The sequence below is a fragment of the Geoalkalibacter ferrihydriticus DSM 17813 genome, assembly GCF_000820505.1.
In the GTDB taxonomy this organism is placed as follows: domain Bacteria; phylum Desulfobacterota; class Desulfuromonadia; order Desulfuromonadales; family Geoalkalibacteraceae; genus Geoalkalibacter; species Geoalkalibacter ferrihydriticus.
The window spans coordinates 259,707-284,062 of record NZ_JWJD01000003.1 but is presented as its reverse complement, the minus strand read 5'-3'; the positions used below and the strand labels follow the sequence as shown (position 1 = coordinate 284,062).

At 60.2% G+C, this 24,356-nt stretch carries 18 protein-coding genes; all 18 read right to left on the bottom strand.

The genetic code is table 11. The features are described 5' to 3' along the window. Positions 1 to 11: 11 nt before the first annotated feature. The gene (locus GFER_RS10210) at positions 12 to 866 is read right to left on the bottom strand and encodes a DNA ligase (protein WP_082048018.1); all 855 of its coding nucleotides are present in this window, start codon (positions 864 to 866) and stop codon (positions 12 to 14) included. A 215-nt stretch (positions 867 to 1,081) separates the two neighbouring features. Beyond that, positions 1,082 to 1,873, bottom strand: a complete 792-nt coding sequence (locus GFER_RS18680; protein ID WP_139172073.1) for a hypothetical protein — start codon at positions 1,871 to 1,873, stop codon at positions 1,082 to 1,084. Positions 1,874 to 1,939: 66 nt separating this feature from the next. Next, a complete protein-coding gene (locus GFER_RS10200; protein WP_040099164.1) occupies positions 1,940 to 2,728 on the bottom strand; it encodes a hypothetical protein in 789 nt (262 codons plus the stop codon). Then, positions 2,725 to 5,469, bottom strand: a complete 2,745-nt coding sequence (locus GFER_RS10195) for a toxin VasX (protein ID WP_040099161.1) — start codon at positions 5,467 to 5,469, stop codon at positions 2,725 to 2,727. Before GFER_RS10195 ends, GFER_RS10200 begins: the two co-directional genes overlap by 4 nt. Further along, complete coding sequence (locus GFER_RS10190) at positions 5,466 to 5,999, bottom strand: DUF4150 domain-containing protein (RefSeq protein ID WP_040099159.1); 534 nt, start codon at positions 5,997 to 5,999, stop codon at positions 5,466 to 5,468. Before GFER_RS10190 ends, GFER_RS10195 begins: the two co-directional genes overlap by 4 nt. A gap of 36 nt (positions 6,000 to 6,035) precedes the next feature. Beyond that, positions 6,036 to 6,470: a hypothetical protein gene (locus GFER_RS10185; RefSeq protein ID WP_040099157.1), complete on the bottom strand. Its 435-nt coding sequence runs from the start codon at positions 6,468 to 6,470 to the stop codon at positions 6,036 to 6,038. A 26-nt stretch (positions 6,471 to 6,496) separates the two neighbouring features. Then, a complete protein-coding gene (locus tag GFER_RS10180; RefSeq protein ID WP_040099155.1) occupies positions 6,497 to 8,560 on the bottom strand; it encodes a type VI secretion system Vgr family protein in 2,064 nt (687 codons plus the stop codon). Positions 8,561 to 8,627: 67 nt separating this feature from the next. Then, on the bottom strand, positions 8,628 to 11,384 hold the full coding sequence (gene tssH / locus GFER_RS10175; protein ID WP_052446277.1) for a type VI secretion system ATPase TssH: 2,757 nt from the start codon (positions 11,382 to 11,384) through the stop codon (positions 8,628 to 8,630). A 6-nt stretch (positions 11,385 to 11,390) separates the two neighbouring features. Further along, the gene (gene tssG / locus GFER_RS10170; RefSeq protein ID WP_040099153.1) at positions 11,391 to 12,359 is read right to left on the bottom strand and encodes a type VI secretion system baseplate subunit TssG; all 969 of its coding nucleotides are present in this window, start codon (positions 12,357 to 12,359) and stop codon (positions 11,391 to 11,393) included. Next, positions 12,323 to 14,056 carry a type VI secretion system baseplate subunit TssF gene (tssF, locus tag GFER_RS10165; protein WP_040099151.1) on the bottom strand — a complete coding sequence of 578 codons (1,734 nt, stop codon included), beginning with the start codon at positions 14,054 to 14,056 and terminating at the stop codon, positions 12,323 to 12,325. The genes tssG and tssF overlap by 37 nt, the downstream gene beginning before the upstream one ends. Beyond that, the gene (gene tssE, locus GFER_RS10160) at positions 14,049 to 14,510 is read right to left on the bottom strand and encodes a type VI secretion system baseplate subunit TssE (RefSeq protein WP_052446276.1); all 462 of its coding nucleotides are present in this window, start codon (positions 14,508 to 14,510) and stop codon (positions 14,049 to 14,051) included. The genes tssF and tssE overlap by 8 nt, the downstream gene beginning before the upstream one ends. Before the next feature lie 34 nt (positions 14,511 to 14,544). Continuing rightward, positions 14,545 to 15,030 carry an Hcp family type VI secretion system effector gene (locus tag GFER_RS10155; RefSeq protein ID WP_040099150.1) on the bottom strand — a complete coding sequence of 162 codons (486 nt, stop codon included), beginning with the start codon at positions 15,028 to 15,030 and terminating at the stop codon, positions 14,545 to 14,547. A gap of 142 nt (positions 15,031 to 15,172) precedes the next feature. Next, positions 15,173 to 16,708 carry a type VI secretion system contractile sheath large subunit gene (gene tssC, locus GFER_RS10150; protein ID WP_040099149.1) on the bottom strand — a complete coding sequence of 512 codons (1,536 nt, stop codon included), beginning with the start codon at positions 16,706 to 16,708 and terminating at the stop codon, positions 15,173 to 15,175. A gap of 16 nt (positions 16,709 to 16,724) precedes the next feature. Continuing rightward, the gene (gene tssB / locus GFER_RS10145) at positions 16,725 to 17,237 is read right to left on the bottom strand and encodes a type VI secretion system contractile sheath small subunit (protein WP_040099147.1); all 513 of its coding nucleotides are present in this window, start codon (positions 17,235 to 17,237) and stop codon (positions 16,725 to 16,727) included. Between the two features lie 82 nt (positions 17,238 to 17,319). Further along, positions 17,320 to 18,864, bottom strand: a complete 1,545-nt coding sequence (gene tssA, locus GFER_RS10140) for a type VI secretion system protein TssA (protein ID WP_040099146.1) — start codon at positions 18,862 to 18,864, stop codon at positions 17,320 to 17,322. Next, positions 18,861 to 19,880, bottom strand: a complete 1,020-nt coding sequence (tagF, locus tag GFER_RS10135; protein WP_040099145.1) for a type VI secretion system-associated protein TagF — start codon at positions 19,878 to 19,880, stop codon at positions 18,861 to 18,863. The genes tssA and tagF overlap by 4 nt, the downstream gene beginning before the upstream one ends. Positions 19,881 to 19,972: 92 nt before the next feature. Continuing rightward, positions 19,973 to 23,599 carry a type VI secretion system membrane subunit TssM gene (gene tssM, locus GFER_RS10130; RefSeq protein ID WP_040099143.1) on the bottom strand — a complete coding sequence of 1,209 codons (3,627 nt, stop codon included), beginning with the start codon at positions 23,597 to 23,599 and terminating at the stop codon, positions 19,973 to 19,975. Continuing rightward, positions 23,596 to 24,354 (bottom strand): type IVB secretion system protein IcmH/DotU, encoded by a 759-nt coding sequence (icmH, locus tag GFER_RS10125; RefSeq protein WP_052446275.1) that lies wholly within the window; start codon positions 24,352 to 24,354, stop codon positions 23,596 to 23,598. Before icmH ends, tssM begins: the two co-directional genes overlap by 4 nt. Positions 24,355 to 24,356 lie beyond the last annotated feature (2 nt).

Genomic DNA, 24,356 nt, shown 5'->3' with positions numbered 1-24,356 from the left:
ATAATTAATTTCTACAGATCCTGATCCTGGCGAAGACGCAGAAAAGAGGGAAATTTGGGAATCCCCGACGGGTAAAATCCATAATATTTGAAGGTTATGATCGCACCGACGGGAGGCGGATTTTCCCGCTCCGCGTCACTGAATCCAGAGCCGACCTTAAACCGCGTTCCATCCGGCAACTCCGCCAGCAGAGAGCCAAGCCTGCCGGTGTTTCTGCCGCTTCCGGGAAAGTGGGCAATCACCAGCGCCTCGGCATCCTGATAGTTTTTCACTTTGAGAATCTCGGTGCTGCGCCCCGGCAGATAAAGGGCGTCGGGCTTGCGAACGATCAGCCCCTCGCCGCCGAGGCTCTCCACCCGTCGGAGCTCCTCCCGAAGATGCGCCCGGTCCCGTACGGGCACCTGAGGAATGACGAAAGCATAGTCCGAAGGGTGGGCGGCAAACCACGCCCGGGCTTTGGCGATGCGATCCGTAAAACCACCTTCGGCCGCGGGCACATCGAAGATGACAAACTGCAACCCCAACCATCCCTCATCGTCTCTGGCTCTTTGCACCACCGCCGCAGTCTGCCCAAAAGTTTCCCGTCCGCCCCAGATTTCGCCTTCCAGAGGAAAATCCGGCAGCCCACGTATAAATGCCTCCGGCGGACGAAAGAGATGCCCGTTTTTGGAGCGAAGCTCCCGGCCGTCCCATCGTCCTCGAACCCCATCGAGCTTTTCGCTCATCAACCAACCGGACACATCGACTTGCGCCGAATAAGCCTGGGGGAGCATCTGCCCGGCCCAGACAGCCGAGGCGACAGCGAACCAGCTCAGAATGAACATCAGAAAAAAAGGAATCTGGCGAGGAGTTATCTTTGTCGTCATATCACTTAAAAAAATCTCAAATCACAGAAAATAGAATTCATCCACCGATTGGATGCGGCATCCTTCCCCACCTTGAAGCCTGTCGGCTTTCGCCCCTGCCTGTCGGCTTCAACATCTGGCGGATGGCAAGATCGGCATGGCAAAAAACATGAGGGTGATCCGTCTATCGCCCATTGATTTTTCGCATGCAACATTCCAGGTGTGCGCCGTCAAGGTCAAGAGGCCAAAAGTTCGAGTTCTTGCAACACTTCACTCACATCCCGCAACTCCCACCCATTCCGCCCGGCCAGTTCCCCCTTGCGCCGCTCTTCATCGCGTTCGCGGTAAGGGTCGAACACCTCGCCCGATGGCAGGGGTCGGGTTTTGTCCATGTACCAGCAGAAGAAAGCCCAGTCCTTGTCATTGTCGCCGAGCAGACCGAACTCGATGGGCTGGCCGTCGCTGGGACGAAAAGCGGCAAGAACATGAAATTGAACGAAAGAGCCGATATTGCGGATCTTCTTGACCTTGAGATCCTTGAAGGGGACCACCTCAGGCTCGCCCCAGAAGCGCGGCGGGAGTGTTACGGTGCCGTTTTCACGATCCCAGATCAGCAAACGCTCCTTGGGGCGCTTGAAGGGGTAGACGAAGGAGAGAAGGATGGCGGGGATGGGGAAGAAAGTAACAAAAAAAACAAAAACTAAAACCTGCCAATACATCCATGATGGCATATTGATACTTGGTCCTGCTATGCCAAGCAAATTGATCAAAAACCAGCCGCCAGGCAGGACTCCAGCAATTAAGACGAACAACCCAAACCCAGCCCACGCAGCAGCGATGACATCTCCTGCAGTTTTATTATAAACATATCTATTGTCGTCCAGTTGTGGGGTATCAGGCCAGTGGACGCTGGTACGGTTGAGAACTGTCACATCGCCGCCCTGATATTTGGCCGGCAACCATTTTTTTGTGCTGCGGACACGGTCAACTAAACTCATGTATTTGTGGATGAAATCGATAAAGGTCATCAGGTTGTCCTCCAGAATTCAGGGCAGTTTCACCTTCCCAAAAGCAGCCTGTCCCGTTTTTGGTTCTCAAATCCACTCCACTCTGCCGTCGGGATGGCGCACGCCTTCCACGCGAAAACCGTGTTTTTTCTTTTCCATTTCGATTTGATGAAAATATTCCTGGTCGCGCTCATCGAAGGGCCAGTCGCGATCCATGTAACGCACCAGCGCGTACCAGAACCGCAGGGCCTCTTCCGGCGTGGGCAGAAAAAAACCGCCGAAGGAATCAAGTTCTCCCGTCTCCGAATCGGGCACATCGATGTTAAGCCGCGAACTCGACGCCAGCCCCGAGGTGGTGATGCCGGTGGTGGAGAAATGCAGGTCGTAGAAATTCACCACCCGGTGCGGTTCATCGCACCGGTAGAGATACACTTTGCCCGTCTGGCGCTCGAAAATATGACAGGCATTGCGGTCGGCGGTGCGCGCTTTGCGGCGGGAGAAAAGACATGCAAGTGCTAACAATCCGGCGAATAGCCAGATAATTAACATAAAACTATTGTGATAGAGATGGGCCAATCCTAGACCCAAAAATATGACTGCCCCACCCCCTGCCATAATCATGGTAAAGCTCCAAACGCGCGCCTTGCTGATGATGGTTTTGCCGTAATAGCGCTCGGGGGTGAGCAGTGCTTGGTGATAACCCAACCAGCCTATACTTCCCCACCCCGGCGCATCTTCCGGAACCTCAAAGGGCATGGGGGGCGAGTAGGTGCGCTGCCTCCCGGCCTCGGACAGCTCGAAAAGCTCCAGGGTGCGCCGGTAGCGGGCGGCGATTGCAGGGGTCATGCGGCTGCTGGTCTTTTTTTGTTCACTCATAACTGCAGGGCCTCGGGGAATTCCATCACCACCGGCGCGTGACCGGCGAGAGAGGCTTTTTCGATATTGACGGGCAGCACCTGGCTGCCGTCGCCGTACAGATCGACCAGCGCCTGGGCTTCATAGGTGACAAAGCCCTTGATGGCCTCGGAATCGTAGCTCAGCCTCAGGGTATGGGAGCCGTCCGGATTCGTCACCAACTGCCCTTGGGAGCTTGGCGGGATCACTCTTTTCTCGGCGGGTTTGTGGAACCCCATGGGCGGCAGGCCATAAAGCCTGTAGTCGATGCGAGTTTTGCCTTCGAACAGCAGGGGCAGATGAATTCTGAGATCGACCCTATAACCATTGCTGCTGCGCTCCAGGCTCGGGTCCAGGGTCGGGCTGAACAGAAGGTTGAAAAGCCTGGCCTCGGCGATAGCGTCATCACTCCAGCTTTGAAACTCCGTGGCCCCATGATAGCGTTTGTCTTTGTCTTTGCCGAAGGGACCGCGGGCAAGAAAATGCTCCAGGGGGGTTCGGGAAAAATAGTACATGAGCGCACCCCCGACCACCAAAACAGCGATGCCGATGAAGGTTCCCGCGCCGACGCGGCTTATCTGGAAATAACGGGTCAGGGGAACCCTCGCCTTGCCATACGCGGCGGCACGGGCCGCCTGCGCTCCCGTAAAGCCAGGGGTGCGCAGGGTGTTCATCTCGACCAGTCCGCCCAGGGTGGTGGCGGCGGCCAGGATGGTCGAGCCCAACGCGGCGACGGTGGCGGCCACCGCGCCTCCAGTGTTCTCCTTCTTGTAGGCGGCCCAGACATCGCTCCAGGCCAGGGCGACGATGATCACATTGCCGACGAATCCGAAACCGTGCGCGCCACCGGCGACGAAAATCCTTTTTTTGGTGAGAAGTTGCTGTTCCCACAGCGGCAACGCCTTATTGTCCCACCCGGCGCCAATCTGCTTGACATCCTTGAGGTAGGTGAAGCCGAGGCTGATGATGGTTGCAGATGCCGCTGCAAATCGAGCTTCGGCAATCCCAAACTTACCTTTTTCAATCCCTGCAACAGCCTTCCCCAGATTCATCACCTCCAGCACGGCGAATAGACGCACGGCATTGAGCTTGATCAGCGGTTGGTTGGCCTGCAGCCATTCCATGGAACGCCCCAGAGTTAAGGCCATCTGGCTGGAGAGACCCTTTTTGACTACCACCCATTGGGCCACATCGAAACGCCCGCGCGCCAGCACCGTGAAGCTGCTGCTCAGATACCCGCCCTTGGCGCCTGCAGCTGCGCTTCCCGCCAGCAGCGGGGCCAGATCGAAGTTGCCTTGCGCAAGGGTGTATTCGCCGTCGGAGATCTGCTCGATGATCCTGGCGAAGAGCTCGAACACCGCCTTTTCCAACGCCGGATCGCTCTGGGCCCCTGCGGCGAGGTTTTCAAAAAACTCGGCGACTGTGTTGGTGTTCTTGCCGAGAATTTCAATTTTTCGTTGGGGCGGGTTCAACGCACCGACCAGGAAATGATCAGGTTGGTTGAGACTTTTGCCGAGATATTGCTGCCCCTCCCCATAGATCAGATGGCCGACCAGTTCGCTGGAAAGAAGTTGTCCCCGCAGCAGGTTTTCCACGGAGGTGTGCTCGTCGTAGTCCTGCATGGAAACATGGACATCGGGGCAGCCCGCAACGGGCGCCCGGGTGATATATTCACCCAGAGCTACGGCGGCCTCTTCCAGGGCATGCAGATGCGCGATCTGCCGATCCCACTTGAGAAGATATCTGAGTTCGTCCATATCGACAAGATCGGCGGCCTTTTTGGAGCCAAGGCCCATCTGAAAGACAATTTCCGCCATGGCATGCTTGCTTCCCGCCTCCTCGGCGGCCTGATTTCGTCCTTGGAGATATTCGTTCCTGCGGATGAAAACCTCCGTCGCCAGATCCTTGGCCACACCGATGGGATCATGCACATACACCACCGGCAGCTTGCTGAAGCGATGCAGGTGCAGCGAATAGATCTCCTCCGTGCAGTTTTCAACACTCTGAATGTTCTCGGTGTCCTCCCCGGCAATGAAGCGTCTGAGTTCGGCGGTGAAGTCCTGCATGCGCGCGCGGCGCATGGCGGCGGCTTCTTCCTTGCTGATCTGCGGCCTGGACGTGTCGGGGCGCAGGCGTGGTTCTTCCTTGGGATCGGTGTCCATGCCGCCTAATGCGTTGATGCGCGCCCAACTCCATTGCACTTCCGAATAGGCGATTTCGATTTGCTGATGGCGACCGGCCATTTTGTAGGGGATGATCACGCGGCTGTCGGTTTCGCCGCTGGCGGGCCGCTCGTCCTTGCCCTGGTGGCGGCGCAGGTTGACGTCGCGGGTGTGGCCGTGGGCCAGGACTTCGAGTTCGCGCCACAGATAGCCGTTGCGGTAAACGTAGAGCCAGCCTTTGCGCAGCTCTTGCGCTCGAGTCTGGTCGGGCTCGGGCGTGGCGTAGCGCTTGGGGATGATGGGGATGACGAAGTTGGGATACTCTTCGATGCAGGAGGGACGCGGGGCATCTGTGGGCACCGTGGGCGCCGCGGAGGCCAGGGGCAGCACGATGAATTCACGGTCTTCGGGCGAATAGTTGCTGAAGGCCAGATCGCGCATGACCAGGGAAAGCTTTTGCGTGCCGGGGTTGAGATCGTCGATGACCAGTTCGCGGTAGCGCTGGGCGGCGTCGCCCTCGCCGTCGATGTAGCGCGCCAGGCGGCGGTGTTGGCGACTCATGAGCCCTGCTCTCCTTCCGGTTCGCCTTTGATCAACGATGTTTGCGCGCCGAATTGGCCGTAATCCACGCGATCCGGGCGTCGGGTTTGTTCGGCTTCATCGAAATCCCCCAGTGCAAGGTTCGAGGTCGGCGCCGCGCCGGGCTGCATGAGCGGCATGGGCGCAGTGTTACCGTTGTTGGACACCATCATGTCCCCCTGGCGCACAGCCGGCACGCCCTCAATGAACACATTGGACGAGGCGGTGATGAATTCGGCCTTGCCCTTGATGGTGTTGGAGACAATGCCCAGACGATCACCGGGCTCATCGCCGCTGCTCACGGCGAAGATGCTCTTCTGATGGCACACGGGATGGCCGTTGATGAACACCGTGGCGGCCGTTTGCGCGGCATCGCTGCTGCGCGCGATGTTGGTGTAGGCGATATTGACGATCTTCTTGCCGATCTTGGTGCGGCACACATCGATGGTGGTCAGAGTGCCGCCGCTTCCGGCATGCACGGCGGTGCGGCCGTTGAACAGGACGTTGCTCATGCTCTGCCTCCTGGGCCGTAATTACGGCATGGCATATCAGTTGATCTCCACCGTCGTGCCTTGCAGGCGCATGCGGCCCGAAGCGATGCTGTAGATTTCCTTGCCGTCGACGTGGATGCGCCCGTCGGGAGTCAGCTCGATGCAGGCTTCGCCGGCCTGCAGACGCACCCCGGCGGTGGAATCAAGGACGATGCGCCCGGAGGCATCGCGCACCAGCGGCCGCGGGCCTTCTTCCGGCGCACGCAGGCGCCCGGTGATCACCAGCCCTTCGGCGACCTCCTGCACCAACACGCGATCGCCGCTTTTAAGCACGGGCACTTCGCTCAAATGGGCGAAGACCTCGCGGATCCGTCCGTCGCCGAGCAGCAGGGTAAGTGCCTGCCCCTTTTCTTCTGCGGCCACCCCTGCAAGGAAGCAGCGGCCTGCAACAGCCTCATTCTTGCCCTTGAATTGTAAAATATTATGGGACATGATCCTATCCATCCTCCTTTTCCTAATCAATTGCTGCCGATCTTGCCGCCCTTGAGGCTGATCGCCCCGGCATTCACATCCACGCTGCCACCGCTGATGATCACGTCACCGCCGGGTGTGATCTCAATGCCGCCGCCGCTCTGACCGATGCGAATGGCGCCGCCGCCCTGCCCCGTGACGGTGATGGCGCGCGCCGCGCTGATGCTGATTTTACCGTTGCTGACCTGCAGGTCGAAATCGGCGCCACGCACTTCCATGGACAGACTGCGTCCGACTTCGGCCACCAGATCGCGGCCACTGCGGATTTCGATATCCTCCCGCTCGGTTTGAAACAGGATGTTATCGCCCGCTTTCATGCGGATGTCGGTGGCCGCCTGCTGAGCGATTTCGCCGTTGCGGGTCATGAGGCGCTGGGCGTTTTCCACGGTGACGATCTGGTCGTTACCCACCTCGACGCTCTGCGTATCGCCCGACTCGAACAGCAGGGTTTTGGCGGCGTAGAGTTCCATCTCACCCTCTTCGCTGGCCAGGCGTACCTGGTGACCGTCGCGGTCGGCGTCGAGGCTCAGGATATTTTTACGCTCGCGGGTGAACAGTTCGGTTTTTTCCCGGCCCGCCCGATCCTCCATGAGCAGTTCGTTGCCGCCCCAGGTGCGCAGGATGTTCTGCGTGCGGTTGGCACTGGTCACCGGCGTGGGCGTATCGGGATTGGGCAGGGCGCCGAGGATCACCGGCCGGTCGAGATCGCCGTTGATGCAGGAGATCACCACTTCGGTGCCGGCGTGCAGGGGAAAGTGAAAACCGTAGTCCCTGCCGACGTAAGGCTGCACCATGCGCACGCCATGGCTCGCTTCACCGGGCGCGGCCTCGCCGAGATCAAAGTCGGTACGCAGACGATAGCGGCCCTGCTCGTCGAGATGGGCATATTCGCCGCCGGTCGTTTCGATGCGCGCCGACAAGAGTCCGTGCATGCGGCGCGCCTCGGCAAGAGGCGGACGGTAAGGTGTACCGGCACGAATCAGCAGCAATTTGTTACGGTAGGTCATGCCCTTGGCGGATTCGCCGAACGCAAAACCGGCACGCTGATCGCCCTGGTGCTCGACTTCGACAATGAGATAGTCGCCGTTTTGCGTCGCGTCGGGATGGCCGACGATGGAGAGGATTTCTCCCGGGGCCAGTGCGCGGCAGTCCGTTTCGGCCACCAGCGAGTGACGCTGCCAGTCGAGCAATTGCTGGCGCAGACGGGCCAGTTTTTCCCCTTCGTCAAGATCGAGAAAATGTTCGCCGTAGCGATAGTCGCGCCCCGCGCCGCCCGAGGAGGAGGCAAAGGTGCGCAGATAAGCCTCGGGGGTCTGATCGTTGTAATCCTTGAGGTCGACCTCCGCACTCAGCAGTTGCGCCCTGGCGAGCAGGGTAAAAACCGTTTCGCGCCCCCGCCGTGTACCGCTGTGGACTTCGTAGAGCAGTTCGCCGCACGCCGTGGCGGGCAGATCGTCCACCCGGTCGTGAAAGGTCACGCAGGCGCCCTCATCCTGTTGGGAATAGCGGAAGAAAATCCCGACCTGGGCACAGATACGCAGCAGAAAATCCCAATCGCTCTCATCGTACTGCACCACGAACTCGCGCAGAGGGTAATCGCCTTGAAGCTCCAGGGCATATTCAGAGTCCCCAAAGCCCGCGCCTTGCAGCACATCCTCAATGATCTGGGGAGCGGTGGTGTTGAGAAACACTCGGTTGTCGCGGGTCAGCTTGAGGGGATAAAGGGGTGAGGCGAACTGGGCGAGATACGTGTGCCCGCCGGCTGCAGCGCCCACATAGGAAAACTCGCACACCACCCCATGCACGGCCAGGGTGCGCCCCTGCCAGAACAGATCCAGTGCCCCCTTGCGTCCCACGGGCAGGCCTTCGGAGAGATACGTAGCGGAGATCAGGTTGATCTGGAAACGGTAGTCCTGCGACAGCCCGTGATTCTTGCCGGTAAAATCCTTGACCGCCAGGGTGCCGTCGGGCACGCCCTGTACGCGGAAAAAAAACTGGCTGGCGCTGGCTGACGGCGTCAAGGCACTTTTAATATCTGACATCAGAGACATGGATGATCCCCTCCTTCAACACGTTCATTTCAGTGCAAAGTACATAGAGCGCGCGAAGAAAATCCAATTACAGGGATTGGCTTTTCTCAAGATTTTCCTCAGCGCACTCAGCGGCCTCGGAGGTAAAAAGAGCCGGAATTTCGGCGACCCGATCAGCAAACACACACGCCAAATCCCCCTGCTCATCCATTTCCAAAGAGAGAATGTCGGGCATGTCGTCGTTTGCCAGGTAGCCCAGCAGACTACGGGCAATGCCGGGCAACAGGCGCTGTTCGAGCAGGGCGTTGATGAAGCGCGCGCCGGTGGCCGGTTGGCGGCAACGCTCGCCGAGATAGTTCAGCACCTCGGGGGCACAGCGCAGCTCGATGCCATGGGCGGCTTGCAGGCGCTGCGCCGTTTCATCGAGCTTGAGAGCGACGATGCGCTGCAGGGCTTCGGACGCCAGGGGCCGATAAGGCACCACCTGCATGCGCGCCACCAGCGCCGCCGCAAAATGCCGCGTGAGGGTCGGACGGATGGCCTCGTCGAGGGCCGCGATGCCCAGTGGGGAGATTTCTTCCTCTGCACTCAGGTCTTCGTCTTGTGCACAGTGCAGGGCGGTGATCTCCTCGGCGCCGAGGTTGGTGGTCATGAGAATCACCGTGTTCTTGAAATCGATCTCGCGCCCTTCGCCGTCGCGCATGAATCCGCGATCGAAGACCTGGTAGAAGAGATTCATCACGTCGGGATGGGCTTTTTCCACCTCGTCGAGAAGGATCACGGCATAGGGGCGCTGACGCACCGCCTCGGTGAGAATGCCGCCCTCGCCGTAACCGACGTAACCGGGCGGCGAACCTTTGAGCTGGCTGACGGTGTGCGCCTCCTGGTACTCGCTCAGGTTGATGGTGATCAGAAACCGCTCGCCGCCGAACAGTTGTTCGGCGAGAACGCGCGCGGTTTCGGTCTTACCCACGCCGCTGGGTCCGGCCAGCAGAAACACGCCGAGAGGCGCCTCGGGCCGTCGCAGGCCGGCCTTGGCGCAACGCAGGGATTCACCGATGGCGGCCAGAGCCTCCTCCTGCCCCACCACCCGCGCGGCCAGAGTTTCTTCCAGGTGCAGCAGAGTGCCGAGTTCGTCGCGCAGCATGCGTCCCACGGGCACCCCGGTCCAGTCGGCCACCACGGCGGCGATGGCCTCGCCGTTGACTTCGGCCTGAAGCATGGGACTCTCACCCTGCATGTCCTTGAGTTTCCGCAGAGTCTGGTCGGCGGCACGGCGCAGATCGATCACCTTGGCGGTCTTTCCCTCAGCGTCGCCCGGCAGGGCTTCGCGCTGATGACGCACCTGCCGGATCAGATCGCCTTCGGCCAGCCACTGCCGTTCGGTTTGTTGCAAACGCGCTTGGGTTTCCTCCAGTTCAGCATTCAAAGTCGCCAGCAACCCGGCTTGGCGCTGCAAGCCCTGAGCTTCCTCGGTCGCCAGGGCGTCGAGACGCCCTTGCAGATAGGCGGCATGTTCGCGGTCGGCATCGATTTCGGCAGGCACCGCCGCCTGCGCCATGCACAGACGCGCCGCCGCGGTATCGATGAGGTCGATGGCCTTGTCGGGCAATTGACGCCCGGTGATGTAGCGCATGGACAGGCGCACGGCAGCGGCCACCGCGTCGTCGGTGATGAGGATACCGTGATGCTGCTGGTAAAGATCGCGCAGCCCGCTGAGCATGGCAATGGCCGCTTGCTCACCGGGCTCGTCGACCTTGACCAGTTGAAAGCGCCGCGCCAGGGCGGCGTCGCGCTCGAAATATTTTTTGTATTCGCTCCAGGTGGTGGCGGCGATGGTGCGCAACTCGCCGCGCGCCAGAGCAGGTTTGAACAGATTGGCGGCATCGCCCAAGCCCGCTTCGCCGCCCGCGCCGATGAGGGTATGAGCCTCATCGATAAAAAGAATGATAGGATCGGGGGATTCCTTGACCTCGTCGATGACATTTTTGAGGCGCTTTTCGAATTCGCCTTTGACCCCGGCCCCGGCTTGCAGAAGGCCCAGATCCAGCGCCAGCAGGCGCACCTTGCGCAGACTTTCGGGAACGCTGCCGGCAACGATGCGCAGCGCCAGCCCCTCCACCACCGCTGTCTTACCCACGCCCGGTTCGCCGACCACGATGGGGTTGTTTTTGCGCCGCCGCGCGAGAATGTCAAGCATCAAGCGAATTTCGCGACTGCGTCCCAGCACCGGGTCGATCTCGCCGGCAGCGGCGCGCGCCGTGATGTCCACCGTGAAGCGCGCAAGGGACGACGTCGCACCACCTGGATCGGATTTGGCGCCAGGCGCGCCCGTGGCCTTTGCGGCAACAGGTGCGGAAACAGCCGTCTTTTCCTCTGCGGAGCCGGCACAGATGCGGGCAAAATCCTTGCGCAGGGTCTCCAGCGAAACCCCGTCGAGCAGGGCAAAGGTTTCAGCGGGTAGCGCCGGCGCCAGACTCAACAGGGCATCGAGCAGCGCCGTCGAGCGGATCTGCTGCGCTTGATAGTGCAGCGATGCCGCAAGCCAGGCACGCTCCAGCCATTGCTGCAGAGCGGCGCCGAACAGCGGTTTGCCCGCCGGTCCGGCAGGATGACGGGCGAGAGCGGCAAGCAGCGCCTGCCAGAAAGCATCGAGATCGACGCCGCAATGATGCAGAATACGGTCGAAATCGCCACCGCCCTGTTCCAGAAGCTTTACGCACAGATGCTCGATGCACACCTCGGAGTGACCGCGCGTTGCGGCAAAGGCTGCCGCACCTTCCAAAGCAGTGACGCAATGATCGTTGAGCCGCTCAAGCAATGAACGAAGCTGTCGATTGTCCATGAATTCTCATCCTCTTCCATAAGCACTGCCCGCCAGACGAATCCTGCGCCGATCCCCGACCGGTGTCCCCAGGCAGCTCGTCCAGCCGAGATGAATGGGGTCGCGTCCCAGGCTCCGCTCAGAAACCTCTGCTTCCACCAGAAAAATCACGTCATATTCAAGGGTCGGCTCCAGATAGCCATCCACCAGATCCCTGAAATCCCCAGCCCCGCTTCGCCCGGGGAAAAGTTCCAGGGCCCGCGCCTCGGACAGGGGTCCGAGCAGGATATTGATCTTGCGGCCGACATCGAGCACACGCTCGCCGAGAACCAGATCCTCGCCCAGAGTCATGCCCTGGCGTCCGAGGGAAGAAACCGCTCCGACCTCCACCCAGCAGGGCACGAATTCTTCGACTTGCGCCGGCACCTGCAACTGCTCATGCAGTATGCCGGCAAGGGCCGCGCCCCCCTTTACCCGCCGACCAAATCCGCCGGCATAAGCCATGGCCAGATCGCGCCGTTGAGCCAGGGGCGCGCCGGACAGCGCGAGCAGATAATCCTCAAGCAGGTTGGTGCCGTTGCCGTCGAACAGATGGGCGCGGGTCTTTTTCCAGGCCAGATACAGCAGTTCATGCAGACGGCTGCCGAACAGATCGAGAAAGGCGCGCAGGCATTGCCCATCCTCCTCGTCACGCGCCACGCTTTCCCAGAAATAGGCGGGCAGTGGCGCATCGACGCCGTAGAGACCGAGAAAATTGGCCTCCAGCACCATCGTTCCGTCATCGTCAAGATAGGCGCGGCGCAGATCGGCGGCGGGAAACGAGAGTTCCGGGGCCGCGCGCAGACGCACCGCGGCCTGCGGCCATTCGCCTGCGCCGCTGCGCACGCTGGAGGCCACTTCCAACAGACGCACCGCCTGAAAGAATTCAAACGACGCACCCTCGGCCTCCAGCTCGCGGATCAGAGCGGCGAGTTGTCGCCGAACAGCGGTTGCCATCGCAGCTCCTGAGCCGAGGGTTGCAGCACCAGCACCGTTTCCACAAACACATTGAGCGAGGCAAACCGGCTGAAGAACACGTGCAGAAGCTCACCGAACAGGTAAGCGTCGCCACGGCTGAGAAAATGATCTTCGCGCACGCCGATGCGCACCTCGATCCCGCGCAACAGGCCCCCATGGCGAATGCGGTTGCGGGCCTGCACCTGCAGCTCGCAGATGCCCGCAATGCGCCGCTGGTTCTGCTCCCGGCCGCTCCAGTCGTAGAGCCGCAACAGATGCTGCAAGGCTTCGGGGGAATCCAGGGAGGCGAGATTGAGACTCAGGTGCGACAACAGGGTCAGACGAAAATCCCGACGGCCGGGCGGCTGCAGCCGCGCGGCGGGACGCAACAGATTGGCAAAACGCAGAAAGGAAGGCATGTCGCTGGTTGCGAGATTCAAGCCCCCCTCCTGCAGATGACGGCGCGGCAGATCGCCGTTGCAGGCGGTGATCCCGCAGGAGAGCGTCTCGCTGCTGAAATCCTCGATGCCGCCCAACGCCAGGGAATGGGCGGGACTTTCCCCTCCCTGACCGCGCCGCGCCAATTGATAGAAACGCCCCGCTCCACCCTTGTGACGAAAGCTGTGCAGGGGGTGGTAGGCACGGCGCGTGCCGCTTGCGGCATCGATGCCGACGACTTCATCTAGGCTGTAAAGCTCGACCCCTTCGATAGAAGCGGCGTCGGGCACCAGACGATACTCGCTGCGTCGATGGGTCAGGCGGACCGGCTCGGCGGCCGTCTCAAACAGGTTGATCGCTGGTGCGCAATGCAGCCGCAGATGCTCGCGGCTCAGGCGCTCTTCGCGCTCCAGCTGACCGTCGAGAGTCAGCTGAATTTCAAAGCTCTGACAACCGCGCGGCCAGTGTACACGGCCAAGCTGGCGCAATTCGACGAACAGGTATTTTTCGCGGAAGCAGAAATATTCCTGCAGCAGATGGTAGCCGAGAAAGCTGCGCCCGACTCCCGGCACCAGCAGATCCTCGCCCCCCAGATGACAAGGCGCCAGACATTCCTGCGCGCCGAGGTTCTGTGCGGGCTGGGCAGACAGATCGGGAAAGCGGATCTCGGCGCGGCTCATCCCTGCGACCAGCATATGATAGAGCTTGAGGGACAGGGCGGCATCGGCATGAAGGTAAAACTTGATGCGTTCGAGATTCAGGGTCTCGGCCTCGAGGCCCGCGTCAAGTTGAAAGTGCAGCCGCAACAGCGTCGCGCCCTGCGCGGTTTCCTCGGTATGCACGCGCTTCAGGTGCAGAGGCTGCAAATGCACCTCGCTGGTGGTGCGGAAGCGGCAGATGACCTTGTCCGTCCCCACCGGGGCGCTCATCAGCAAGGCGCCGCGCGCCAATGTCTGAGATTGTTGCAATTGTCCGGGACGGGTCGAAAATTCAACGATGGTGGCCGCGGGAAAGGGCCGCAGGAAATGAGGCCAGAGCTGATTGAGCAGAGCTTCGCAGAGTTCGGGCACGTCGTCGTCAAGACGCCGCCGCACATGAGCGCAAAGGTAGGCCATGCCTTCCAGCAGACGCTCCACGTAGGGATCGCGGTCACGCAGCTCATCGATATTGAGCATCGCCGCCTGCTCGGGATAAAGCTTGGCGAAATCCCGCGCCGATTCGCGCAACAGGCGCATCTCCGCTTCGTAATATTCACGCATGGCGGCCTCCACCGGTTCGGCCCCGGACCTGAGCAAGACCGGCGCTTTCAAACACCGTCTGAAACCCCACTTCGCCCAGCCTATCAAGGCGGGCGCTGATCTCCAGACGAATGCGCCGGTCGTCCCCCACCGTGCCGAGCTGGCGCACCTGCACCGCGCTCAAGCGCGGCTCGAAGCTCTCGATGAGGTGCTGAACCTGCTGCGCCAGATCGACCACCGAATAAGGCAGATTCTCATAAATCGCGCCCAGATCCGGCAGACCGTAATCAGGCAGATGTACCAGCGAACCACGCCGGGCGTTGAACAACCGGTGCAGATGCTGCTGTACACTGTCCAGGGTTGCGCGTGCGCTATTGACGCCCTGTGCCGGCGGTGAGCCGGTCAGAATATCGAACAAAGCCAGAGTCATGGAGATAAAACAATCCGTATGCGGAAAAAACTGCCGAGGTGCCATGGTGCACCCCGGCATAACATGTCAGATAAAAAGACTAACGGCCTTCGGTCCAGGAGTCGCTGAACTCGATGTTGCCGTCGACGTAGGTCCAAGTGATCTTGGAATAGCGCACCGAAACCTCTTCGAGGTGAGGATAGCGTTCTTTGTCCAGATCCTTGACGTTGTGCATAGTGGGCTTGATGGAGGTGATCTTTACCCCTTCGAGCTTGTGACGGAAGTACTCTTTCTCGGTGCCGGTGTCATCGATGCGGTACCAGCGCAGCAGCAGTTCGTTGAGAGTCTGACCATTGCTGCACGCCTTGTACATGTAAGGCGAGGAGCTGTCGAAAGCCTTGGTGAACTTAAAAGGCTCGTGCTTGCGGGTACCGGTGAGAGCGCCCGTGTCGTTGTCGGTGGGGATGCGCAGTTCATGATCGAAACCAAGCACTTCGACACTTTGCTCACGTCCCTGCACGGTGATGGGGCCCTCGATCTGCGCACCCTGATCGTCCTTGATCCACATGTAAGCCGGAATTGCCATTTTCTGTTCTTCCTCCTTGGGTTGATGTCCCGAAGACCATCTCCGGGAATTGAAAAACATTGCAAACTCTCGGTGCTACTCTTCCGCGGCGAAGGTTCATGCAGCCCTTGACGCCGGGGCTGCGGAACCCTTACCGATTCACCTACTTCTCCGCCCGCGGCATTTGCGCCACCAGATTGAGGCGTACGTCCACCCCTTCGATCTGAAAATGGGGGATGATATACAGGCTGACACTGAAAAACCCGGGATTTTCGGCGATTTCTTCAACCTCCACACGCCCATCCTTGAGGGGATGGGTGGCGAGCAGATCGGGTTCGGGGTCCTTCATCTTGGTCACCAGGGTCTGCAGCCAGCCGTTGAGTTCGTTTTCCAGAGTCTGGCGGCTCTTGGTGGTGCCGATGTTTTCGCGCTGCAGCACCTTAAGATAGTGAGCAATACGCGACACCAGAAAGATATAAGGCAGCCGCGCGTTGATGCGCGCGTTGGCCGTCGCGTCGGGGGTATGATATTCGGCCGGCTTCTGCACCGAATCCGCCGAGAAGAAACAGGCATAGTCGCTGTTTTTGTAGTAGCTCAGGGGAATGAAGCCAAGCTTGGCGAATTCAAGCTCGCGGGTTTCGGGGATGAGAATCTCCGTGGGAATCTTGCTCTGCAAGCCCTGGCCGGCATCGTAATTGTGAATGGCCAGATTCTCGACTTTGCCACCCGATTCGGGGCCACGGATATTCACCGCCCAGCCGTTTTCGGCAAAGGAGCGCGCGACGTTGGCGGCAAAGGCAAAGGCCGCGTTACCCCATAGGTAGTTGCCATGATGCTCGGCGCGCACGTTTTCCTCGTAGTTGAACGTACGCACCGGATTGCTCTCGGCGCCGTAGGGCAGGCGCAGCAGGAAGCGCGGCAGCACCAGGCCGACGTAGCGTGAGTCCTCGGACTCGCGAAAAGACTGCCAGCGGATATACTCGGCACGCTCCATGTAGGTGGCGAGATCGTGGATTTTCGGCAGTTCGTCAATGCTCTCCTTACCGAAAAAGCGCGCCCCCACCGAACTGATGAAAGGACAGTGGGCACTGGCCGCCACCCGCGAAACATCGGTGAGCAGCGCCACGTCCTGAGGCGTGTTCTCAAATTCGTAATTGGCAATCATCGCCGAAATGGGCTGGCCGCCCGGCGTGTCGTATTCGTTGACATAGACGTGGCGATAGAGGCCGGTCTGCACGGTCTCGGGGGCCTCCTCGAAATCATCGCGCAGATCATCTTTGCGGCAGTCAAGGAGTTCGAGCTTGATATTGGCGCGAAAGTCACAGCGCTCGACCAGATGCTGCAGGCCACGCCATGAGGACTCGATGCGCTGAAATTCCGCATGATGAAGAACGGCATCAAGTTGACGGCTGATTGTTTCGTCGATCTGCGCGATATAGGAATCGAGCAGGGTCTTGTCGATGCGCTCGACGCGATTGTGACTGCGCGCAGCCAGATCGAGAAACACCTGGATGGCGGCGGTGAGGCGCTTGTTGAGGGTGATATCGGCCAGCTTGCCGGCGTCGGCGAAGGTTTCCAGCGCCACCGTTTCCTGAAGGGGCGCAATGTCGACCAGATTGCATAACCGCTCATAGGCGCCGGGTGCCAAGGTTTCTTCAGTGACGAGGTTTCTTGCCTGAGCGCTTTCCTGAATTGCCATGATTTTGTCTCTCCTTTTACTCGCCGCCGGCGGCGGGCACGGGACCGAGAATCTCTTCCAATTGCCCTTTAAGCGCGGCAAGCTCCGGTTGATCCTTGACGATTTTCTCGAGTTCCTTGCGAAAGCCGGCATTATCCAGCAGGTTGGCCTTGAGATCCTTGAGCAGGTTGCGCATGGCCATCATGCTGTGCATTTCAGGGATCTGATTGGCCACCCGGTCGGGATGAAAGGACTTCATGGAATCGAACTTGAGATTGACGGCGATCTCCTCGCCGTCGCGAGTCAGTTCGTTGGGCACCGCGAAGCGCGCCTCGGGAGCCATGTTGCGCAGCACCGCCTCGAAGTTGTTCTTGTTGATGTTGGTGCGCTCACGCTCGGCGACGCGCCCGGTGGTTTTGCCATTGGTGAAATCACCCACCACCAGCATTTTCAAGGGCAACTCGACCTTTTTACGATTGCCGCCGGTTTCGACGTCGAGGGCGATGTTGACGCGCGCCTTGGGGATTTCTTTCTGAAAACTGTCGGCCATTGAGGGTCTCCTTGTTGGTTAGCGCAAAAGTCTTGATGGGACACGGATCACATCTGATGAAGGCAGACAAAACCTTTATAAATTACAACCATTTGACCGCGGCGGCGGGGTCCGTGCGGCAGATCTGGGCGCGCAGGCGGTGAATTTTAATTTCCATGGCCGCCTTTTCTTCGGTTGGAGCCTTACGAACGCATTGTTGCAAGGTATCCAGAGCGAGGCGCCAGATTTCGAGGGCCAGCGGCTGATCCCAGAGAACCACATGCAAGGCGTCGACCTGCTCTTCCAGAACTTCGGCCAAGTGCAGCGCCACGTCGGGACGACCGCCTTGCAGACAGAGAGCGGTCTGGGCCAGATGCAGGCGCAGACGACGGGTTTCGGTTTGGGCGGGCAGGTCGCGCAACAAATCCAAGGCGTCACTGAGTTTTTTTTGCGCTGCCAGATCGCGGGCGGTTTTGAGTACCAGCGCCAATTGCTCGTCCCACGCATCCCTGGCAGCGACCTCGGGCTGCCGCTCACCCTCGGCGCACAGGTCTTCAAGCCAGCCACGGGTGGCGGGATCGGCGAAAGGCCGCCCGTCGTCGAAACACAGGGCTACCAGAGCGGGCAGACGCCGCAGCAGGATCTGAGTCTGATCTTCAATAAAATTCTGCAAATCGTCACGCCCGGACGCCTTGGCCGCCTGCCGGGACAGGTATTGCAGGTCAAGCCAGAACTGGCCGCCTGGTTCGAGAAACAAAGCCTCGCAGAGTTGCAGCAGCGCAGCAGGGTCACCGGTCTGCCGCTGATTCTCCAGAGCGCTCAGGGCGCTGGCGCGCGGGGCCGGCACCCGGGTGCGGCCCTGTTCGTGAGGCGGCAAGACCAAAGCACCCCAGCGCAGGGCGCGGGTGAAGGCCAGGGCTTGCCGCCAATTCCCCTGTTCGCGGAAGTAATTGCTCAGCGTGCGGGTCATAGCAAAAGCCTCGCGCTCCGAGCTGACAAGCGGTTCTTCTTTTGCCGTGGGTTGCGGCGCCGGCTCCTCGGGCACGGGAGCGCAAGGCGTCGCCGGAACCTCAGTGGCCTGCGGCACCGACGCGGATACGATCTGGGGCGTTGGCGGTTTGGCTTTGAGCCAGCCGTCCAGGGTTCGCCACTGGGGCGATTCATCGCCCAGGCGGGCACGCAGCAGGCGGTTGATCTCATCAACGCAACGCCGCAGTTGGTTCATCTCTTCGACTGTAGCCGTGCGTCCCGCGTCCCGCGCCATGGATTCGAGCCGCGCGCCGTTAAGCCAGCTCAAGGCACCGAGACGTTGGCTGTCCTTGCGTGGGTGACATGCATCCCAGAAATGTTCCAGCAGGTAGCGGTAGCCTTCGGCCGCTTCCAGCAGACCGGGCAGTCCATCGCGGCCCAGAGCAGCCATGAGCAGATAGCCCGCAACCCTCAAATCCTTGCCCTGCCGGGCCAGCAGTTCGCAACAGAGCTTATGCGCCAGGGTGTAATTGTTTTTTTTGAGTTTGTCGATTTCGCGCTTGGCTTGTAATAGTTCATCGCTGTAGCGCGGATCTTCACCCCCGTTGGGCAAAGGCGCGCGCACCGCATCGAGCAGGGGAGATTCACTCAGGGTAGAGGCCGTCGCCTGTACGCTCATAGCAACACCTCGCGGCGACCGGCGCGATAAAGCAGATCGAGCATTGAGACATCATCATCGCACAGCATGCGCGCCAATTCCGGGGGGCAACTCACATCCGAGCGCTGAGTCATTTCCCGGCGCAGGTCGAACAAACCCGCCTCATCCTTATGGCCCGGCATCAGCCACAAAAAGAGCGACGCCGCCAAGGGCCGAAAAAAAAGCGTCAGACAACCCGGTTGTTCATGATGACCGCCATGCCAGAAATAATGCGCCCGCCAATGACGTTCCTCGAGAATCGCTTCCACCATCTGCACCCAAAAAACCACCGTCGGCAAAAGAGTTGCGCCACTCCCCAGCGGCAGCCTCAAGCCCCAGGTGACGCGCCCGGGTCCGCGTCGCGCCGCGCTGCGCAGGGCACTGAAAAGCGCCTCGAACAGCCCTTGGCGCAAGGGTGCCTGGCCGGGAAAAGCCTCGGCCCAGAAACGGCCCATGGGAATGTCACCGAGCAGGGCAATCTGGCGTTCGAGCAACTGCCTCCGGGTCAGGCTCAGGTCGCGCGTGGGCAGGCCGTCGATACGATCAAGAAGCAGCGATACCGGCTCCTGGCTCCAAGGTGCGGCTAGGATCTCGGTGCTGCACTGGAAAAACTCATCGAAGGCCAGAGGCACGGCCGCCTGCATCTCACTGAACAGGGAGGCATCGGCGAGACTGAAAACGACAAAGGGATAAGCGCGGCCACTGCGGTCGCGACTTGCGCTCAGGGTGCCGACCAAGGTGCGGTCCTGCTCGCCGCCGTTCATGACCAGATGATGCCGGGGAAAAGAAACCAGGGGCTCAGTTCCTCCGCCCGGACCACGGCGGGAAAACAGCCCGACACCTTCCTGCACCCAGTTCTCGAGCCCCACCACCTCCCGCGCCCGCACACCGTGGCGAATAAAATCAGGGTGAATCGGCATTTTGCCGAAACAGCCGTGCTGGTCGCGGTTGCGCGCCGTCGAGGATATTTTGGCGCTACGCGTGAACAATCCGAACATGACAATCCATAAGAAAAAATCGAAAATTTAAAGACATTAGCTGCCTTGATCCCGTCTCTCCCGATTCGATCTGCGAGCCATTGTTTCGCTTGCTAAAAAATGCTCTCAGGCAAATTCAACTTTGAAAACAAGCCGCGCTCGAAAATGTTGTTCTCCCGGTCGGCGCGAATGCGGAACTGAACCGTCACCGGTCTGCCGTTGCCATCATCGAGATCCCAGACACTCAGATAATGGGTGCCGCTCTCCACTGTCAGATCGGCCCTGTCAAGCAAATGGAAGATCCCCCAGACACCTTCGAAGCCGAGCTCCGCGCGGCCGGTACCGAGGCCCGTCAACCCATGAATCCTGGCACCCAGGCGCCCCATGTCGCCAGGCCAGCGAAATTGGCGCCACTCCTGAGGCTCGTTGCGGTAGCGGTAATGCTGACCATTGCTTTCCAGGTACATCTCGCTCAAGCCACGGCTGGGCATGGGATAAAGGTAGAACTGTACTTCGGGCTCGTCACTCCCGCGCCGAAAGAGGCTTGCACTGATAAGCTGGGCCCGCTCGAGGCCGCTCAGCAAGTTGCGATTAAAGCCCGGCCCCTGATCCAGCCAGGTTTTCTGGCGCCAGCCGTTGCGTTCCCGGGTGAGAAAGGGAGCCAGATTGTTGTTGACGAAGTCCCACAAAACCCCGTCCTCGGGCCGGAAGAAATCAGTGACATCGACCAGCGCCGCATCGCGCCCTTGGGCGGAAAAGGGGAAACGCCCCTCAACCTTCTGCCCGTAAGCCGCATAAACGCTGTTTCGCCAACTGCGCTGAAGATCCTTACGGGTCTGGCCAAGAATCACCTGCCAACTCTGGCGCAAAGGAGCCATCAACAGGTTGCCGGCGACCCGCCGGGTGCGGGCTTCAATTCCGCCCAGCAGGCTGGTGGTTGACACCCAGCTTTTGTAGAGTTCGGAACTCGCGCCGCCACCGGTGAGAATGTTGGCGGCATAACCGGCCGCTTCGCGCGGCACATCCACCGCAGCACCAAGGCGCTCGATTTCGCCCTGCATGGCAGAGATGGCGAGCAGATACTGGTTCACCAACAGACTGACGGTCATCTTGTCGGCCGGATCGCAGAATTTACGCAAATCGCGCAAGGGGCCATCAAGTTCGGGAACCAGGTTGCGCGTGGCGCGCTGTTCATCCTCCACGGCTGCGGCCAGAGCCTCAATCCCTGGATTTACGCCGTCCGCCAGATTGATATTGCGCGAAACCACCCGCATCAGTTCGCCGATTGGTCCGTCGCTGCGCGCCAGGGTCAGAATCTTGCGCGAGGCATCCTCCAGGGAGGTAAAGGGTGCGATGCGTACCGACTCCAGCAGTCCGAACCAGGCTTCGGCGTAATCGGCAAAATAGATCTGACGAATTTCCTTCTCCAAACGCGTTGCCAGTTCAGGATTGGTGTACTCCCCGTTCGGGGCCCTCATTTCAATTTCTTCCTCAACCTCGGGATCGCGTTGCAAGCCAATCACCCAGTCGCCGCGACTGGCGGCGCGTACAGCCTGAGCGATTTCCGGCCGCACGAATTCGCGCCATGCCCGCTCGGTAAAAACCCCCGGCAGCGTGAAGCTGCTGTTTAGCAGGCCGAAGTCGTAGCCGCGAATCAGATCTTCCAGTGTACGCGGATTGACCTGCGTTTTGGCCTTGCCGATGATCTGCGCATAGAGGCGCTGGGCGTTGGGCGGAGTGCGCAATTGCTCGCGCGCCTGCTCGACAACGGTCTCGCGCGCCGGCCAGGGAGCCACGGCCCATTGCGCAGGGTTCTGCTGATGCAGATGGGCAAGGAAGAACGCCGCCAGCTCACCCAGGCGTTCATCAGACACGAAATTTTTCTCCGCGTCCTGAGGCAGGCCGCGGGTCAGTTCCTCGCGCCAGACTCTGGTCAGCAGGGGCAGCGCCGCATCGGTATCCAGGTGCTCGGGCTGGGCCAGCATAAGATAGGTTCTGAGATCTTCATAAAAATCCCGGCGAATCTTCTCCCGCCCCTTTTCGTCAAAGGTCTCCCATTGGCGAATCTGATTTTCCAGGCGAAACTCAAGGGCTCTTGCCACAGGCTGGAAGAAGTTCAACTCAAGCCCTTCGAGCAGCAGCCGACGGCTGGGGTCAATTTGCACCCCTCCCTGATAGACACCTAGTACCAGGTGCCAGGGAAGCTTGCGTTCGTAATCGCGCAGATCGCGATAGTGGGCAAACAACGCATCCAGCGCCTCAAGCACCTCTCGTGGTTGGGGCTCGGCGGCGACCAGCGAAGCGCGGACCTGCTCCGCCGCCGCGCTGCCCCTTTGCACGAGCAGAGTGTTGCTGGTCAGCGAAGTGCTCAGCACCATGAAACTGCCTGCAATCAGAGCCAGTGATGCCGTCACCCAGGTTGATTTGAGCAGACGCGCCAACAGTTCGCGCCGTCGGGTCTTCATACCCGCTTGAGCATTGGCGAAAATGATGTCCTGAAAAACTTTCTTGATGAAATAACTGCGCGTCGTTTCAGGCTTTGCCGGGGCGTTTTCCTCGACGTAACCGAAAGCCTGGCGCAGGTTGCCGAGAATGCGCTGCAGGGGGGTGCCCTCCTGAGTCGCGCTGGTCAGATAAACACCACAGAAACGCGGTGTTTCCTGGTAAGGATTAGGCTTCAGGAGCAGACGCGCGAATTCACCGAGGCGCGTCGCGGCAACCTGAAACTCGGCGGGAAACTCATGGATCAGAGCCTTGGCGGCGAAGCGGCGCTGCATGGAGAGCTTGCGCAGGCGCATGGCGCACAGACGCTCATAGAGTTCCTTAAGATGGTTGTGAAAATTCTCCACCAGGGTTTCGGGATTCGCATTTTCTCCGAGCCAGGCCCCCCACACCTGATTGCGATCATGCTCGCTGAGATCTTCAAAAAAGGAGACGAACCCATGCAGCAGGTCGCATTTGGTGATAACCAGATAGACCGGCACCAGGCAGCCCAGGTCGGTGGTCAGTTCATCGATGCGATCGCGAATGATCTTGACATGTTGGGCGGTTGCGGCCTGATCACTGGTCAGCAGATCTTCGAGGCTGATGGCCACCAGCACACCGTTGATAGGCATGCGTCGACGATGCTTGCGCAGCAGTGCGAGAAATGCCTTCCACTCCCCATGGTCGCCGGGCTCGGTGGTGTAACGACCGGCGGTGTCGAGCAGCACGGCTTCGTTGGAAAACCACCAGTCGCAGTTGCGCGTTCCGCCAAAGCCGCGGATATCGATGTCGCCTTCCTCGGCGTAGGGAAAGTGCAGTCCGGAATGGCGCAAGAGGGTGGTTTTGCCGGCCGCTGACGGACCGATGATCATAAACCAGGGCAAGGCGTAAAGAGCGGCGCTGCCGCGATGACTCACCCCCAGCTCGGACGCCTTGAGGGTGGCGACGGCGTCATTCATTTTCTTTTGCAGTTCTTCGATTTCGAAACGACGATCATCCTCCACGTCGCCGCTCTGCCCCTGAAGTTCTGCCTGAAAACGCCCCGCGCGCCGGCGCACCAGCAACAGACGTACCGCCCAGGCCAGCAGGATCAGGAGCAGAATCGCAACAATGATCCCCAGGCGCAGGGTCTCATTGGTCAGCCCCACATAGGGACCGGCCCACCAGACCAGGGAAATGAGCAAAAGCACGCCGACCACCCGGCTTCCGGTGCGGCCGAGCAGATAACCTTGCAGCAACAGCAGAAAACTTTTCATGGCGCCACCTCCTCGGCCACTGCCGGTCCTCGCCGCTGATCCAGGGCCAACTGCTGCACGGTTCTGCCCTCTGCCTCCATCTGCACGACGCTGTGCGCGGCCATGCGATTGATGGTATAGGCATAACCCACATAGCCGAAAAAGATCACCGCGACCGTGACCACCGTCACGACCCAATAGGGAACCTCGCGCCGCACCCGGGTGAACAGCCCTTCGCGCGGCACACCCTGGGGCGCGAGACGTGGGTCGGCCACCCCGCGATATCCCTCGATCTGACTGCGCAGATCCACCTGCAAAGCCATCAGCTGTTCCAGGCCACGCACCTTGTAGATCCCCTCGAAGCCCAGTTGCAGACAAACATAGTAAAGCTCGATAAGGTCAAGATTCGGCTCGCCGCCTTGTCGTAGCTGGGCGAGACGCTCAAAAAAGCCCTCGCCGGCAACATGATCGCCGAACATCTCAAGCTGCAAGGGGCGGCTCATCCAAGTCATGCGGTTCGCCCAGGGACTGGTCATCACGGCTTCGTCGACAAAGGCGGCCAGGGCATATTTGGCATCTTTGAGAATGACCATGCCGATCTGCCGCTCAAAGGCCATGCGCTCCATGGCGTCAAACCCGGCCAGGATCCGGTCGCGGAAATCCTCATCCGGAAGCGGCGCGCCCGCGCCGCCGCGCAGCGGCGCCACCAGGCTGAAAAGCATCTGGCTGCACTCGAGCAGTGCATTGACACGATCTGTTTCCCTTTGTGCTTCCATTC